Origin of the sequence: Streptomyces sp. NPDC048338, assembly GCF_043201055.1 — a bacterium.
GTDB lineage: Bacteria > Actinomycetota > Actinomycetes > Streptomycetales > Streptomycetaceae > Streptomyces.
The window spans coordinates 34,199-49,687 of the sequence record NZ_JBICYQ010000002.1 but is presented as its reverse complement, the minus strand read 5'-3'; the positions used below and the strand labels follow the sequence as shown (position 1 = coordinate 49,687).

Below are 15,489 nucleotides of genomic sequence, written 5' to 3'. Positions count from 1 at the left end.
GGCCCGCTCCGGGCCGCGCGGCCTGCCCTGCCGCCCACGGAAACCTCACGAGCCTCGGGCCGGCTCCGTGAGAAGATCCTTTCGCCCGGCCCCGTGGCGACCGTGGAAGGTGACGATGTACGCGATATCCCTGGGTGACGACGGCGCCGAACTGTGCCCTCTCGAACCCTGGCAGGCCGAGGAGTTCCTCGCCCACATCGACCGGGGGCGGGAGTTCATCGGCCGGCACAACGGGCTGCCCGACGTCGTCACGGACCTGGAGTCGAGCCGTGCCTTCCTCCAGGCGTACGCGGACAGGACCGCGGCGGACACCGGCCGCATCCACGGCATCCGGAGCGACGGCGTACTGGTCGGGGCGGTGATCCTGCGGACGCTGGACGTGGCGCAGGGGCTCGCCGAGGCAGGCTGCTGGCTGGAGCCGGCGGCCGTGGGCCGGGGTCTGGTCACCCGGGCCGTGCGGGTTCTGCTGGACTGGGCCTTCGACAGCAGGGGCGTCCACCGGGTGGAGTGGGTGGTGTCCTCGGGCAACGCGCCGAGCATCGCGGTCGCCCGGCGCCTGGGGATGACCAAGGACGCGGTCCTGCGCGAGAGCCACCTCTACCGCGGCCGGCGTCACGACGAGGAGGTCTGGTCCGTCCTCGCGCCGCGCTGGCGGGCCTCCCGGCAGTCGTCCTGACTCCGTGCGCGGCACGGGCCCCACTCCGGACGCGGCCCGGCCGGGCGGGGGGCATGAGCGCCGCCCAGGTTTTCCGGGAACCCGGCACACCGCGTGGAACGTCCTGCGATACGAGGCCGGTCCGAGGGGGGTACAGGATGAACGACGAAACCGAGAACCGTGGTCCTGACGAGGGCGGTGTCCGCCGGCAGAACAAGTGGTGGACCATCGGCACCGTCGTCGCGCTGGTGGCGTGGGCCGTCTTCCTGTTCTCCCTCTACGAGGATCCCGGATCGGTCTGCGGGACGGGCCAGGACAAGCATCCCTGCTGATCCGGCACTGCCGACACGCCTCCCGCGGCGCCGGTGCGGCGTCCGCGGGAGGCCTGTCGGGGAGGCCCGCCGGTCAGCCCACCGTCCACTTCTGGTTCGCTCCGCCGGAGCAGGTCCAGAGCTGGAGCCGGGTGCCGTTGGCGGAACTGTTGCCCGTCGCGTCCAGGCACTTGCCGGCCTGGGGGTTGACGATGTCCCGGGCCGCGTTGGCGACCCAGCGCTGGGCGGCCGTGCCGTTGCACTCCCAGAGCTGGACGAGCGTGCCGTCCGCGGTACCGCCGGAGGCGGCGTCGAGGCACTTGCCCAGTGCTCGGATCGTGCCGTCGGCGGCGACGGTCCACTGCTGGGCCGCGGTGCCGTTGCAGTCGTAGAGCTGCACCGGGGTGCCGTTGGCCGTGCCGGCGGCGGCGACATCGACGCACTTGCCGCCGAGTCCGCTGATCCGGCCCGCCGTGCCCGGGCTGTCCCCGGTGGTGACGCGGACGTGGTCCACGACGAGTTGCTGCGGGAAGGCGGTGGAGCCGTCCGGGTCTCCGGGCCAGTAGCCGCCGACCGCGAGGTTCAGGATGAGGAAGAAGGGCTTGTTGAAGACCCAGGTGCGGCCACCGAGATCGGCGGGCGTACGGGTCTGGTACACGGTCCCGTCGACCGACCAGGTGATCCGGTCGGGGGCCCAGTCGACGGCGAAGGTGTGGAACGCGTCGGCGAACGCCTGCCCGCCGGGCAGCGTGTAGCCGGCGCCGATGCCGCCCGCTCCGGAGTAGCCGGGCCCGTGGAGGGTGCCGTGGACGGTGGAGGGCTCGAAGCCGACGTTCTCCATGACGTCGATCTCGCCCGAGTTCGGCCAGCCGACCTGCCCGAGGTCGTTGCCGAGCATCCAGAACGCCGGCCACATGCCCTGGCCGCGGGGCACCTTCATCCGTGCCTCGACCCGGCCGTACTGCGCGGTGAAGCGTCCTGCGGTGTTCAGCCGGGCCGAGGTGTACTCACAGCGGCCGTACCAGCAGGTGTAGTTGCCGGGGTTCTCACGGCGGGCGGTGATGACGAGGTGGCCCTGGCCGTCGAGCGCGGCGTTGGCGGTACCGGCCGTGTAGTACTGCCGTTCGTGGTTGTTGACGTTGTCGCCGGTCTCCAGCTGCCAGCGACCGGCGTTGACGGCGGAGCCGACGGGCCCGTCGAACTCCTCGGCGAACGTGACGGCCGCCGCTTGGGCGGCGGGCTCCGCCCGCGTGGCGCTCGCGGCGGCGGGACCGGGAGCGGCGGCCGCGAGGCCGAGTAACAGGGCGGCGCCCGCGAGGGCCGACAGCGCCGACCTCAGGGGGCGTCGGGGGGTGCGGGAGGAGTGCATGGCTCTCTCTTCCGTGTGGGGGGAGGAGTGCCCCTGCCGGAGACCGAGGGCCACAGGGAGACCGCAGGAAGTCATGGGCATGACATGCCTCGACCTCCGACAGAAGGCCACTTCTTTATTGCCTCCCTGATTTAAGAAGTAAGTTAAGTGGCCGTCAAGAGCCTGGCGGGACAAGCCTGCACGAGCTCCGCGCCGCTGGCGCCCACGGCACGGAACCGGTCCGCCGCGCGTCACCACCCGAGGAGCGGACATGCCGACGGCGCCCGTACCGCTGTACGGGCGCCGTCGGCGACGAGAGACGCGAGGCCGGGTCTCAGCCGCGAATGATGTTCTCCGCCTGCGGGCCCTTCTGGCCCTGCGTGATGTCGAAGGTGACGGTCTCACCCTCGGTCAGTTCGCGGTATCCGTTGCCGGAGATGTTGGAGTAGTGAGCGAAGACGTCCGGTCCACCGCCGTCCTGGGCGATGAAGCCGAAGCCCTTTTCGGAGTTGAACCACTTCACGGTGCCGCTGGCCATGCTTGTCCCTCTGGTCAATTCAGCAGCGGCACGGACGGCCGCTGCGGCGCGCACTGCGAGCGCCTGATCCAGTATTCCCCGTCCCGCGCCGTGCCTACACCCTTTGGCCCGATCTTGTCGGGCGACATCGGACGGCACGGTCACTGCAGGCGCCATTTCTGGTTGGCCGCGCCGGTGCAGGACCAGATCTGCGCCCTGGTCCCGTTCGCGGAGCTGTTGCCGGAGGCGTCCAGGCACTTGTCTGCCGGCACGTTCACCAGATCGGCCGATGCCGACTCCGGTCGCCACTGCTGGGCGCCGGAACCGTTGCACGTGTAGAGCTGCGCCTTGGCGCCGTCGGCCGTCGCCCCGGAGGTCACGTCCAGGCACTTGCCCAGCGCCCGGACCGTGCCGTCGGCGCGGACGGTCCAGCGCTGGGCCGCCGTGCCGTTGCAGTCCCAGAGCTGGACGGCCGTACCGTCCGCGTCGGCGCCGCCCGCGACGTCGAGGCACTTACCGGCCAGGCCCACGAGGGCGCCGGTCCGCTCGGAGCCGCCGTCCTGGCCGCCCGACCAGGTGAAGGTCGCGGACGTCCGGCCCGGCAGGGAGTAGGTGTAGCGCTGGGATCCCCAGTTGACCGTGAGGGTCTGCGCCGCGGTGGAGTCGTTGTAGGCGATGAGCGCCTTCGAGCCGTCCGGGTTCCGCCAGGCGACGTTCGGTACGGCGGTGCTGCCGGTGGAGGCGATCCGGTGCGCGCCCGGCTTCACGAACTTCGTCAGGTGCCCCATCGTGTAGTACTCGACGGTGTAGTCCACCTGGCCGTGCCGGGAGTCGCCGTTGTGGACCGTGATCAGGCCGTCGCAGGTGCCGCAGCCGCCGTTGTGCGGTCCCCGGTTCTGGTCGACCGCCAGGGACCACTTGGTCACGGACTTCGCCCAGTTGCGGGTGTAGTCGATGATGTTCGTCATGTCCTCGCGCTGCTGGTGCCCGATCCAGGTCCCGCCGGAGTGTTCGGTCTGGAAGGCGTCGAGCCGCGGGTAGCGGTTGTGGACGTCCGTCTGCTTCGCCACGTCGCCGCCGTAGCCGTGCCAGGCGACGCCGCCGAAGTTCGGGTGGTCGCGCACGGCCGCGTCGTCGACCGTCAGGGCGGCGTAGGCGTCGTAGGTGTCCCAGTTCCAGTCGTGGGCGAGGACCTTCGCACCGAGGCCCGCCGACCGGAGCTTGGGCAGCAGCTCGCGCCTGGTGAAGTAGGCGAGGCCCGAGGCGTTCCAGCTCATCGACGGGTAACCGGCGCAGCAGGTCGGCTCGTTCTGGGCGGTGACGTAGTCGACCGGGACGCCCTGGTCGCGCCACGCCTGGAGGTACTTCACGAAGTAGTCGGCGTAGACGCCGTAGTGCTCGGCCTTGAGCCAGCCCCCGTCGAGGGAGCCGCTGTCCTTCATCCAGGCGGGCGCGGTCCAGGGTGAGGCGACGAGCGTGAGCCCGGGGTTGAGCTGCCGGGCCTGCCGGGTCAGGGGCAGGACGTCCTGGAGATCGTGGGCGAGGGTGAACCTCGCCAGGGCGGGGTCGGTCTGACCGGCCGGCAGGTCGTCGTACGTGTATCCGAAGCGGGCGAGGTCGGAGCCGCCCATCGGGTTGCGGACGAAGGAGAGCCCGATGCCCTCCGTCGGCGAGAAGAGCTTTCGCATCGTCTCGTCGCGGGTCGCCTGGGAGAGGGCTCCGGAGCCCTTCATGAGCCAGGCGGCGGTGTCCGTGAAGGAGGCGCCGCCGCCGGTGAAGGTCTGGTAGCGGGTGTTCTCGTCGACGGTGATGTTCGTGCCGCCACCGCCGGTACCGGCCTGGAAGGCGACCGGGGTCTGCTGCTGGAGGCCGCGGGTGACGTGGCGCCCTCCGGCGTCGTCGGTGGTGGTGAGCCAGATGTTCACCTGTTCGCCCGCGGCCCGCGCGGTGCCGGCGGTCAGACCGGTGAGGCCGGCCGTGGCGAGTGCGCCGGCGAGGAGTGCCCTCGCGAGCCGGCCGGCGAACCGCGGCCGCTGCGTCGATCGGATCATGGCGGTGCCCTTCTCGGCGGAGTGTGGGGGTGGCGCTGTGGACCGAGTGATGGACCGAGGCGTGAGTGAACTGCCCCTCTCGGCACCCGTCAAGGCTTCTCGCATTCAGACCTTGAACGCATAACTCCCACCCCGCGCCGTGAACTTGGGAATCCAGCCGTTGTCGACGTGAACTCTTGACGGCATGGCGGCCTGCCTGTTGACTCGCCGCACCGCGCCGGAACCGGTTCCGGAAGCGGTTCCGACAGCGATGTCAGCCGACGGCGGCCGGTGCCCGGACCGCTGTGCGTCACCGACGGGGAGGCCCCTGATGCGTGTCACGATCGCTGACGTCGCACGTCAGGCGGGTGTCAGCAAGACGACCGTGTCCCGGGTCCTGAACGCCGGGGCCGAGGTGGACGTCGGCACCGCCGCCCGTGTTCGTGAAGTGATCGCGGGCCTGGGCTACGTACCGAGCTCCGGGGCGGTCGGCCTGGCGCGTGGCAGCAGCCGCATCATCGGCATGCTGACGCCGTCGCTCACCTGGCCGTGGATGGGCGAGGTGCTGCAGGGCGTCGTCGACACCGTCGAGGCGGCCGGTTACGGGCTGCTGCTGTTCACCTGCAACCGGGGCGCGGACTCGGTCGGCCACTTCGCCGCCCAGGTCTCGGCCCGGGCCTTCGACGGGCTGCTCGTCGTCGAGCCGGAGAACACCCTCGACACCATCACGGCCATGCACCGGCGCGGACTGCCCGTCGTGATGATCGACGACCGCGGCCACCACCCGCTCTTCCCCTCGGTCGCCACCACGAACCGGGCCGGCGGCGCGTCCGCCGCCGCGCACCTGCTCGCCTCGGGGCGCACCCGCCCCCTCGTCGTGACCGGACGCCGTGACTTCGGCTGCGTGCGCGAGCGGCTGGCGGGGTTCCGCGAGGTCATGCCCACCGATCTGGTCATCGCGGGCGAGTTCACCGAGGACACCGGGCGCTCGGCGGTCGAACAGGCCCTCGCCCGAGGGTGGGACTTCGACTGCGTCGTCGCGCACAACGACCTGATCGCGGCGGGCGCGCTGCGGTCCCTGCGCGCGGCGGGACGCGTCGTCCCGGACGACGTGGCCGTCGTGGGCTTCGACGACATCCCGATGGCCCGGCACACCGAACCGCCGCTGACCACGGTCCGCCAGCCCATGCGGCGCATGGGCGAGACTGCCGCCCGGATGCTGCTCGCCGCCCTGGCCGGCGAGCCCGTCCCCGCCGAACCGGTCGTCCTGCCCACCGAACTCGTCGTCCGAAGCTCCGCACCGGCCCGCTGAGCCGGCGCGGGGCCGCGTCGCCGACACCCCGTCACCTTCCCTGCCGCTCTCCCCGTTCCCCTGTTCCCCGCACGTCCGTGTCGCGCAGAAGGAGCCGCAATGCCACGATCTCGCCTCGGGATCCGCTTCAGGAGCAGAACCAGTACGGCGGCGATCGCCGCCACCGCCCTCCTCGGCGGGCTGCTCGCCGGAGCCCTGCCCAGCGCCGCCGCCGACGAGCCCGCTCCGGTGGCCGTCGACCGCTTCGAGGGGGAGGTGCCGTTCGCGAATCCGCCCGCGGAGGGCATCTTCACCTGGGGCAGCGACGCCGACGACCCACCGAAGCTGCGGATCGCCGACCGGGCCGACGCACCCGAGGGCGGCAAGGTCCTCGAAGGCAGCTACGACATCAGCGGCTGGGGCGGGTTCAGCCACGACTTCGCCTTCGACCGGCCGGCCCACGACTGGACCGCCGCCAAGGGCATCCGGTTCTGGTGGTTCGGCCAGAACACCGCTCCCCTGCCGCCCGGCTCCGGCAAGCGCATCCACTTCGAGCTCAAGGACGGCGGCGCCAACGGCGAAGCCTCGGAGCTGTGGACGACGTCCTTCACCGACGACTGGGAGGGCTGGCACCTCGTCGAGATCCCGTTCTCCGACTTCCAGTACCGGGCCGACTACCAGCCGGTCGGCGGCATCGACCAGGTCCTCGGCCTGAACGAGATGTGGGGGTACGCGCTCACGCTGCCTCCCGGGGCGCCCGGGGGCTTCGCCCTCGACGGCGTCGAGCTGTACGGCAAGGCGGAACCGGCCCTCACCACCAAGGTCGTCGTCGGCTCCGGTGTGTACCCGGTCGCCGAGGGCGTCGCGGCCGAGGTGAAGGTCTCGGTCGCGACCACCGGCTCCGGGCCGATCCCCGAACCCGTCACGGTCGCCTACACCACCGGCGACGGCAGCGCCGAGTCCGGTGCGGACTACACCCCGGTCTCCGGCACCGTCACGTTCCCGGCGGGCACCGCCTCCGGCGAGACGCGCTCGATCGCCGTGACCACCCGGAAGGACGGCGCGGCCGAGTCCGCGGAGACGATCCCGCTGACGCTGACGGTCGCCGGTGCGAAGGCCCCGGCCGAGAACCCCGTGGTCGTGGTGAACGCGCACGGGCTGCCGTACCTCGACAAGCGGCTGCCGGTGAAGAAGCGCGTCGCCGACCTGCTGGCCCGCATGTCCCCGGCGGAGAAGGCCGGGCAGATGACGCAGGCCGAGCGCAACGCCCTTCGGTCGCAGGGCGACATCGCCGCCTACGACCTGGGCTCGCTGCTGTCCGGCGGCGGGTCGGTGCCCACGCCCAACGCGCCCGAGGCGTGGGCGAGGATGGTCGACGCCTACCAGCTGCGCACCCGGGCCACCCGGTTCCAGATCCCGCTGATCTACGGCGTGGACGCGGTGCACGGCCACAACAACGTGATCGGTTCGACGATCATGCCGCACAACATCGGCATCGGCGCGAGCCGTGACGCGAAGGTCGCCGAGCGGACCGGCGCCGTGACCGCGAAGGAGGTGCGGGCGACCGGCATCCCGTGGGACTTCGCCCCCTGCCTCTGCGTCACCCGCGACGAGCGCTGGGGCCGTTCCTACGAGGCGTTCGGCGAGGACCCGGCCCTGGTGACGGCCATGGAGACCGTGATCAACGGCATGCAGGGCGCCCGCAACGGCAAGGACCTCGCACGCAACGACAAGGTGCTGACCAGCGCCAAGCACTTCGTGGGCGACGGCGGCACCGCGTTCGGCTCCTCGACCACGGGCTCGTACACCATCGACCAGGGCGTCACGAAGGTCACCCGGGAGGAGCTGGAGGCGGTGCACCTGGCACCGTTCGCGGAGGCCGTGAAGCGCGGGGCGGGCACCGTCATGCCCTCGTACTCCTCGCTGGACGTCCTGGGCGACGACCAGGGCCCGGTGAAGATGCACGCCAACGCCGAGATGATCAACGGCGTCCTGAAGGACCGCATGGGCTTCGAGGGCTTCGTGATCAGCGACTGGCAGGCCATCGACCAGATCCCGGGCGACTACCCGAGCGACGTCCGGACCTCGGTCAACGCCGGGCTGGACATGATCATGGTGCCGACCAACTACCAGGACTTCACCCGGACCCTGAAGGACGAGGTGGCGGCCGGGCGGATCCCGCAGTCACGGATCGACGACGCGGTGTCGCGGATCCTGACGCAGAAGTTCCGGCTGGGCCTGTTCGAGCGGCCCTACGCGGACACCGCGAACCTGGCGGCGATCGGCTCGGCCGAGCACCGCGCGGTCGCCCGTGAGGCCGCCGCCAAGTCCCAGGTGCTGCTGAAGAACGAGGGCGCCGTCCTGCCGCTGAAGAAGTCGCAGAAGGTGTACGTCGCCGGTTCCAACGCCGACGACCTCGGCAACCAGGCCGGCGGCTGGACCATCAGCTGGCAGGGCGCCTCGGGCCGGACCACCACCGGCACGACGATCCTCGAAGGCATGCGGAAGGCCGCGCCGGACGCGCGGATCGACTACTCCAAGGACGCCTCGGCTGCCGTCGACGGCTACGACGTCGGGGTGGTCGTCGTCGGCGAGACCCCGTACGCCGAGGGCTTCGGCGACGTGGGCAACGGCAACGACCTCGAACTGACGGCCGCGGACAAGGCGGCCGTCGACAGGGTCTGCGCCGCGATGCCGTGCGCGGTCCTGGTCGTGTCCGGCCGGCCGCAGCTGATCGGCGACCGGCTCGGCGCGATCGACGCGCTCGTCGCGTCGTGGCTGCCGGGCACCGAGGGCGACGGCGTCGCCGACGTCCTCTACGGGAAGCGGCCCTTCACCGGCCGGCTCCCCGTCACCTGGCCGAAGTCCGAGGCGCAGCTGCCGATCAACGTCGGCGACGCGGCGTACGCCCCGCAGTTCCCGTACGGCTGGGGTCTGACGACCCTGGGCGCGCAGCCGGCGCCGGTCGGCGGCGAGGTCACCCTGAAGGCCATCGGCCTGGCGGCCAAGGTCCTCCAGGCGGCCGGCCGGGGAACGTCGCCGGAAGGGGCGGAACTGGTCGGCCGGGCCCGGCTCGTCGTCCAGCACCGGATCGGGCAGGACATCACCGAGGCGACGGCGAAGCCCTTCGCCGAGGCCGACCACCTGCTCCTGACCGGGGACCTCACCGGCGCCGTCGGCAAGCTGACCGCCGCGTACCGGGCCGCGGGCTGATCCAGGCACTCCCCCGGCGGCACTCGCCCGCTACCGTCACCCCCGGGTGGGCGGAGCGGGCGGGTGCCGCTCGTGCGTGGGGCTCCGTCCAGGGGCGGAGCGGGCCCGAACGGACCATGCGAGCGGACAATGCCGACAAAAGGGGTTAGATTTCCCAATCGGTGAGCGTGCGTGACCGCCACGCCCGTCCCTTCCTCGAACGGGGGGTCCCCTTGACTCAGGATGAGCCGGCCACGGTCCGCGCGTGCCGACGAGGTGGTCCATGACCGCGGAGGACACCGGAACCGGCACGACGACCGACAGCGCCCCGCCGGCGGCCAAGCTGACCCTCGTCACCCTGACCATGGTGGTCGTGGGCTCGATGGTCGGAGCGGGCGTGTTCTCGCTGCCCAGCCGCTTCGCCCAGGAGACGGGGGTCGCGGGCGCACTGATCGCCTGGACGGTCGCGGGCCTGGGCATGCTGATGCTCGCCTTCGTCTTCCAGACGCTCGCCGTGCGCCGCCCCGATCTGGACGCGGGCGTCTACGCCTACGCGAAGGCGGGCTTCGGCGAGTACCTCGGCTTCTTCTCGGCCTTCGGCTACTGGGCCAGCGCGTGCGTCGGGAACGTCACGTACTGGGTGCTCATCATGTCGACGATCGGCGCGATCGCACCCGCGCTCGGCGACGGGGACACCCTCCTCTCCGTCGTCCTGTCGTCCTTCGGACTGTGGGCCTTCTTCCTGCTGATCCGACGCGGCGTCAAGGAGGCGGCGGCGATCAACCGGATCGTGACGGTGGCCAAGGTCGTCCCCATCCTGGTCTTCGTGATCCTGGCGCTCTTCTACCTGGACACGTCCGTGTTCGCGGACAACTGGGCCGGTGCCGACTACGCGGGATCGCTCTTCGACCAGGTCCGGGGCACCATGCTCGCCACGGTCTTCGTCTTCCTCGGCGTCGAGGGCGCGAGCGTCTACTCCCGGCACGCCAAGCGCCGCGAGGACGTCGGGCGGGCCACGATCCTGGGGTTCCTCAGCGTCTTCGCCGTCTTCGCCTCGGTCACGATCGTGTCGTACGGCATCCTGCCGATGGCCGAGATCGCCGAGCTGCGGCAACCCTCCATGGCCGGCGTCCTGGAGGCGGCCGTCGGCACCTGGGGCCAGGTCTTCGTCAGCGTCGGCCTCATCGTCTCCGTCCTCGGCGCCTACCTGGCCTGGACGCTGATGGCCGCCGAGGTGCTGTTCGTGGCGGCCAAGGACAAGGACATGCCGCGCTTCCTGAGCCGTGCCAGCGCGGCCGACGTGCCCGTACCCGCCCTGCTCATGACCACGCTGCTGAGCCAGGTCATCCTGGTCGTCACGATGTTCTCGGACGACGCGTTCACCTTCGCGCTCGACCTCACCAGCGCGCTCAGCCTCATCCCGTTCCTCCTCGCCGCGGCCTTCGCCGTGAAGGTGGCCCGCGCCCCGGCCGGTGATCCGGCCCTGACGGGGCGGAGCACCCGCGGGGAACTGGTCGTGGCCGTGCTGGCCACCCTCTACACGGCGTTCCTGCTCTACGCGGCCGGGCTCAAGTTCGTCCTGGTCTCCTTCATCCTCTACGCGCCCGCCACGTTCCTGTTCGTCAAGGCGCGTCGCGAGCAGAACCGGCGCCCCTTCTCGCCCGGCGAGGCCGCGCTGTGCGCCGTCTCGATCGCCGGCGCCGTGATGGGGGTCGTCGCCCTGGCCGTGGGCTGGATCGAGCTCTGAGCCCCCGGCCCGCCCCGCGCCGCCGCATCCCGGAAAGGTCCCCCATGACGAGCCACGACACCACCGAATCCCGGCCGGCCCTCGGCGTCCACTCCGAGGTCGGACGGCTGCGGAAGGTCCTCGTCTGTTCGCCGGGGCTCGCCCACCGGCGGCTCACGCCGACGAACTCCGACGACCTGCTCTTCGACGACGTGATGTGGGTGGAGAACGCCCAGCGCGACCACGCCGACTTCGTCAACAAGCTGACCCAGCGGGGTGTCGAGGTCGTCGAGCTGCACAACCTGCTCTCCGAGACGATGGCGATCCCCGCGGCACGGGAGTGGCTGCTCGATCGCAAGATCATCGCGAACGAGGTGGGGCTGGGGCTCGTCGACGACACCCGGGCCTTCCTGGAGTCGCTCGCTCCGCGCGCGCTCGCCGAGTACCTGATCGGCGGCCTGTCGACGGCGGACCTGCCCGAGGACCACCGCTCCGGGTACGTCTCACTGGCCCGCGAGGCCACCGGCGCGCGCGAGTACCTGATGCCTCCGCTGCCGAACACCCTCTACACCCGGGACACGACGTGCTGGCTGTACGGCGGCGTGACGCTCAACCCGCTGTACTGGCCCGCCCGGCACGGCGAGACCCTGCTGATGAAGGCCGTCTACCTCTTCCACCCCGACTACCGGGAAAGCACCGTGTGGTGGGGCGACCCGGAGCAGGACTGGGGCCAGGCCACGTTCGAGGGCGGCGACATCATGCCCGTCGGAAACGGGGTGGTCCTCATGGGCATGAGCGAGCGCACCTCCCGTCAAGCCATCACCCAGGTCGCGGCCTCGCTGTTCGCGAACGGCGCCGCACGGCACGTCGTGGTGGCCGGCATGCCGAAGCTGCGGTCGGCGATGCACCTGGACACCGTCTTCACCTTCGCCGACCGCGACATCGTCACCCTGTACCCGCGGATCATGGATGCCGTCCACACCTTCTCGCTGCGGCCCGCCGACCGCGCGCCCGGTGTCGAGATCACCGACGAGGGCACGACCCCGTTCGTCGACGTGGTCGCGAAGGCGCTCGGCCTGCCGGAGCTCCGGGTGATCGAGACCGGCGGCGACGTCTACGCCTCCGAGCGCCAGCAGTGGGACAGCGGCAACAACGCCGTCGCCCTGGAGCCGGGTGTCGTCTTCACCTACGACCGCAACACCCAGACGAACACGCTGCTGCGCAAGGCGGGCGTCGAGGTGGTCACCATCGTCGGTGCCGAACTGGGGCGGGGCCGCGGCGGCGGCCACTGCATGACCTGCCCGCTCATCCGTGACGCGGTCGACTTCTGACCGGAGGAGCGGCGGGCAGGACCCGGTCGGGGGCGTCGGCCTCCAGGGCGGCCTCGTCGGCGTACACGCGGAAGGTCCCGTCGGTCAGGCGCAGCACCGGCCACGTCCAGTTCTCGCCGGCCTCGGGCACGAGCACCTGGGTCGTGGCGCGCTCGACGTCGTGGACGACCAGCGTCATGATCGAGCAGCCCATATGCCCCATGGAGGGGATCAGCTGCTCCGGGTGGTCGTCGGGACCGCTCGCCTCCACGACGTAGAACCGGTCGTCCAGCCAGTAGCCGGCCTCGTCCAGCCAGAGGTCCGGCGCGAGGCGTACCCCGTCGACCCAGACGCCCACCGGGTCGACGGGCGGTCCGAGCCGCAGGTGCACGGCCCGGTGCCGGTCGTTCCCGGAGAACTTCACACGGAGGCCCAGCGGGGACCAGCAGTCGATGAACGAGCTGCACGCGCCGGGGACGGGACCCGAGCGGATCCCGGAGCCGGCCGGCGGGTCCTGCCGGCAGAGCCGGGGGTCGCGGCAGGGCCGGTCGACGCGGCGGCTGCAGCCGAGGCCGAGGGCGGCGCAGTCGCGCGGGGCCGCCCGGGAGAGGATCTCGGCCAGGCGTTCCCGGTACCGCTCCTCGTCGTCGGGGCCGCTCCCGTCGGTGCGCCCGTCCGTCCACCAGGCCCGGAGCCCGGGTCCGGTCGGCGAGACCCGGAGCCACTCGTCCCACACCTCGATCTCCCAGCGGTGCGGACTGAAGTCGTCGTCCACCGGCGGCCCGGCGTCCAGCGGCCCGGTGTCCGGCGGCCCGGTGTCCGGCGGTGCCTCCTCGATCGTCGCAGGCGTCCTCTTCCTGCCCCAGCGCCATCGCACAGCGGCTCCCCCGCTCCCCCGCGGCCCGGCGCTCCGGCCGGCTCCCGCCGAGCCTAGAGCGCTTCCCCACGAGGTCCGAACGGATTTCCGTCCCGCCCCGCGGGCTCAGAGGTCTGGACCAGAGGCGTCAATGGGTGCGGCGCCGGAGGCCGGCGCACCCGTGGCGCGACGTCGACCATTCGAATAAATGCCGGATTCGTCCGATAATGAGCGTTATGGCACAGAAGGCATCCACGTCGCACGGACCGCCGACCCTGACCGTCAAGGGCCGCGACATGCGACTGCGCACCATCGGTTTCCTGGTCCTCGCCGCGCTGGCCATCTGGTTCATCGCGGCCAACACGGGCTCCGTGACCATCAAACTCTGGATCCCGACGGTGACGCTGCCGCTCTGGGCCGTCCTGACGGTCACGCTGCTGGTGGGCATCCTCTTCGGCCTCTTCATCGCCCGCCGGCGCGCCGTGCGGTCCCGCTGAGCCGCCGGACCGCGCCGCACCCGAGCGGGGAATCCTCTCCCGACGCTCCGCGGCACACGCCGGGCGGCGGACATGCGGGAGCCGCACGCGCGACGGCGCGCGTGCGGCTCCGGTGGGGGCGGCGACGCTACGGGGCGAAGTCGCCGATCACCTCGCTCATGTTGTAGCTGTACAGCTCACGCTTGCAGGCACCGCACGACGCGCTCGGCGCGTGCTCGCTCAGTGACCACAGCTGCGGCGGGAAGCCGTCGCCGCGGCCGTGCGCGAGGTACAGGTCCTCGGGACCGAAGGCGCTCTGCAGCACCTTCGCGTTGCCGACCAGCTGCGAGGTGCCGTCGACCGTGCCCACCGCCGCCTGGAGCAGTCGGCCGTTGTCGTACCCGTTGCTGCGGTGGAAGTACCACTTGCCCTCGTAGCGCGTGACGCCCTGGATCTTGTGCCAGAGCGGCTCGCTCCCGAAGGTCGGGCCGGCCGGCAGGCCGTAGGCCGCGTCCGCGTTCGCCTTCGTGCCGGCCGCGGCCTCGACGGCGGCCGCGACCGAGGCCATCGGGTAGGTGCCGACCCGGCCCGGGCTGGAACCGCCGTTGTTGGTGTTGCAGTACTCGCCGAGGACCAGGTGGTCCGTGTCCGTGCGGTCGAGCGAGACGTAGGACGCCTTCGGACGGGCGGTGGCGTAGCACTGGTTCTTGCTGGTGTCGCCGGTGGTCCTGGCGGCGGTGAACCGCAGCGAGGCGACCTGCGGCATGACGTAGCGGTAGCCGTAGCCGTACCAGACGTTGCTCTGCCGGCCGATCCGCTTCTTGTCGACGACGTCACTCACGAGGCCGTCGAGGGTCGGGTCGTTGACGTCGGCGTCGTTGTCCGGGTTCAGGTCCATGATCTTCCGCAGGTCGAAGACCCGGAGACCGCTGGAGGTGTCGGCGACGTAGAGGTAGTTGCCGTACCAGACCATGCCACCCGCGTGGATGCCCGTCTGGGCCTTGCAGGCCTTCGTCACGGAAGTGGTGCACGTGCCCTCGCTCGCGTGGAGCGCGTCGAAGGAGATGTGGTCCTTGGAGTTGACGTAGGGCCAGACCAGCAGCACATGGCGGTACATCCGGGTGGCCTGGTTGAAGAAGCTGACCCGGATGCCCTTCTCGTTGCAGGCGTCCGAGGCGCTGTCCTGGACGCAGTTGTCGCGTCCGGCGGTGTAGTCGCTGCGACCGGGATTCTCGTTGTCGTACGCGGCGACGGCGATCGGTTCGGCGTTGGACGTGCCCCAGTCCTCGTCCTCCTGAGCGTCCGAGACACCGGTGATGGCCTGCGGGATCCACTCGGTGGAGGTGGCGTCGTCGCTCTTCCAGCACACCCGGTGGTTCACGGCGAGATCGGGACCGTAGATGCCCGCGGTCCCGCAGGCGCCCTCCCAGCCGGACTCCCGGTTGGCCTCCTCCATCAGGTCGGTCAGACCCTGCTTCGGAAGTGCGCCCTCCAGTTGACTCACCAGGCCGGCGAGCGAGGAACCCGTCTCCAGCTGGAAGTCACCGGCCCGGCCGGGCACCGGGGCGGCGAGCGCCTGCGCTCCGGTCGGGGCCGCCGTGCGGGCCGAGGCCGCGGCGGAGGCGGACACGAAGTCGTCCTGCTCACCATCGGGTTCGTCCTCGAAGCCGTCCTCGGGCATGCCCTCGACCGGATCGTCCACGGCAACCATCGCGCGCGGCGCCGTGTCGGGCGCGGCGGAGGCGCCCGCGGCGGGGAGGATTCCGGACACCAGGGC

At 71.5% G+C, this 15,489-nt stretch carries 12 protein-coding genes; 7 read left to right on the top strand and 5 right to left on the bottom strand.

All coding sequences use genetic code 11. The features are described 5' to 3' along the window. Positions 1 to 115 precede the first annotated feature (115 nt). Together ACGFZF_RS04655 and ACGFZF_RS04650 are read left to right on the top strand one after the other, a co-directional pair. Complete coding sequence (locus ACGFZF_RS04655; RefSeq protein WP_393551054.1) at positions 116 to 676, top strand: GNAT family N-acetyltransferase; 561 nt, start codon at positions 116 to 118, stop codon at positions 674 to 676. Positions 677 to 813: 137 nt separating this feature from the next. Beyond that, complete coding sequence (locus tag ACGFZF_RS04650; RefSeq protein ID WP_393551053.1) at positions 814 to 987, top strand: hypothetical protein; 174 nt, start codon at positions 814 to 816, stop codon at positions 985 to 987. A 73-nt stretch (positions 988 to 1,060) separates the two neighbouring features. Here the strand turns inward: ACGFZF_RS04650 and ACGFZF_RS04645 are convergent, their stop codons facing one another. The 3 genes from ACGFZF_RS04645 to ACGFZF_RS04635 all read right to left on the bottom strand — a co-directional run bounded on the left by ACGFZF_RS04645 (position 1,061) and on the right by ACGFZF_RS04635 (position 4,882). Continuing rightward, positions 1,061 to 2,335, bottom strand: coding sequence for a ricin-type beta-trefoil lectin domain protein (locus tag ACGFZF_RS04645; protein WP_393551052.1), 1,275 nt, complete (start codon positions 2,333 to 2,335; stop codon positions 1,061 to 1,063). A gap of 313 nt (positions 2,336 to 2,648) precedes the next feature. Further along, entirely contained in the window at positions 2,649 to 2,852 is a 204-nt protein-coding gene (locus ACGFZF_RS04640; RefSeq protein WP_147981444.1) for a cold-shock protein, read from the bottom strand. Positions 2,853 to 2,992: 140 nt separating this feature from the next. After that, on the bottom strand, positions 2,993 to 4,882 hold the full coding sequence (locus ACGFZF_RS04635) for a ricin-type beta-trefoil lectin domain protein (RefSeq protein WP_393551051.1): 1,890 nt from the start codon (positions 4,880 to 4,882) through the stop codon (positions 2,993 to 2,995). Between the two features lie 310 nt (positions 4,883 to 5,192). Between ACGFZF_RS04635 and ACGFZF_RS04630 the strand changes: the two genes are divergently transcribed. The 4 genes from ACGFZF_RS04630 to ACGFZF_RS04615 all read left to right on the top strand — a co-directional run bounded on the left by ACGFZF_RS04630 (position 5,193) and on the right by ACGFZF_RS04615 (position 12,401). Further along, a complete protein-coding gene (locus ACGFZF_RS04630) occupies positions 5,193 to 6,173 on the top strand; it encodes a LacI family DNA-binding transcriptional regulator (protein ID WP_393551050.1) in 981 nt (326 codons plus the stop codon). Positions 6,174 to 6,272: 99 nt separating this feature from the next. Further along, positions 6,273 to 9,365 carry a glycoside hydrolase family 3 N-terminal domain-containing protein gene (locus ACGFZF_RS04625; protein WP_393551049.1) on the top strand — a complete coding sequence of 1,031 codons (3,093 nt, stop codon included), beginning with the start codon at positions 6,273 to 6,275 and terminating at the stop codon, positions 9,363 to 9,365. 262 nt (positions 9,366 to 9,627) lie between these two features. Continuing rightward, positions 9,628 to 11,091, top strand: coding sequence for a basic amino acid/polyamine antiporter (locus ACGFZF_RS04620; protein WP_393551048.1), 1,464 nt, complete (start codon positions 9,628 to 9,630; stop codon positions 11,089 to 11,091). A gap of 44 nt (positions 11,092 to 11,135) precedes the next feature. Next, positions 11,136 to 12,401, top strand: a complete 1,266-nt coding sequence (locus ACGFZF_RS04615) for an arginine deiminase (protein WP_393551047.1) — start codon at positions 11,136 to 11,138, stop codon at positions 12,399 to 12,401. Here the strand turns inward: ACGFZF_RS04615 and ACGFZF_RS04610 are convergent. Next, positions 12,376 to 13,257: a hypothetical protein gene (locus ACGFZF_RS04610; RefSeq protein WP_393551046.1), complete on the bottom strand. Its 882-nt coding sequence runs from the start codon at positions 13,255 to 13,257 to the stop codon at positions 12,376 to 12,378. The genes ACGFZF_RS04615 and ACGFZF_RS04610 overlap by 26 nt on opposite strands. 215 nt (positions 13,258 to 13,472) lie before the next feature. Between ACGFZF_RS04610 and ACGFZF_RS04605 the strand changes: the two genes are divergently transcribed. After that, entirely contained in the window at positions 13,473 to 13,733 is a 261-nt protein-coding gene (locus tag ACGFZF_RS04605) for a DUF1049 domain-containing protein (RefSeq protein WP_393551045.1), read from the top strand. A 127-nt stretch (positions 13,734 to 13,860) separates the two neighbouring features. Here ACGFZF_RS04605 and ACGFZF_RS04600 read toward each other — a convergent pair whose 3' ends face one another. Further along, a complete protein-coding gene (locus ACGFZF_RS04600; RefSeq protein ID WP_393551044.1) occupies positions 13,861 to 15,483 on the bottom strand; it encodes a hypothetical protein in 1,623 nt (540 codons plus the stop codon). Positions 15,484 to 15,489 lie beyond the last annotated feature (6 nt).

Bases quoted from the DNA above. Each gene is read 5' to 3' on its own strand.
- ACGFZF_RS04645 (WP_393551052.1), bottom strand. From the start codon at position 2,335: ATGCACTCCTCCCGCACCCCCCGACGCCCCCTGAGGTCGGCGCTGTCG.
- ACGFZF_RS04630 (WP_393551050.1), top strand. From the start codon at position 5,193: ATGCGTGTCACGATCGCTGACGTCGCACGTCAGGCGGGTGTCAGCAAG.
- ACGFZF_RS04625 (WP_393551049.1), top strand. From the start codon at position 6,273: ATGCCACGATCTCGCCTCGGGATCCGCTTCAGGAGCAGAACCAGTACG.
- ACGFZF_RS04640 (WP_147981444.1), bottom strand. From the start codon at position 2,852: ATGGCCAGCGGCACCGTGAAGTGGTTCAACTCCGAAAAGGGCTTCGGC.
- ACGFZF_RS04650 (WP_393551053.1), top strand. From the start codon at position 814: ATGAACGACGAAACCGAGAACCGTGGTCCTGACGAGGGCGGTGTCCGC.
- ACGFZF_RS04655 (WP_393551054.1), top strand. From the start codon at position 116: ATGTACGCGATATCCCTGGGTGACGACGGCGCCGAACTGTGCCCTCTC.
- ACGFZF_RS04615 (WP_393551047.1), top strand. From the start codon at position 11,136: ATGACGAGCCACGACACCACCGAATCCCGGCCGGCCCTCGGCGTCCAC.
- ACGFZF_RS04620 (WP_393551048.1), top strand. From the start codon at position 9,628: ATGACCGCGGAGGACACCGGAACCGGCACGACGACCGACAGCGCCCCG.
- ACGFZF_RS04605 (WP_393551045.1), top strand. From the start codon at position 13,473: ATGGCACAGAAGGCATCCACGTCGCACGGACCGCCGACCCTGACCGTC.
- ACGFZF_RS04635 (WP_393551051.1), bottom strand. From the start codon at position 4,882: ATGATCCGATCGACGCAGCGGCCGCGGTTCGCCGGCCGGCTCGCGAGG.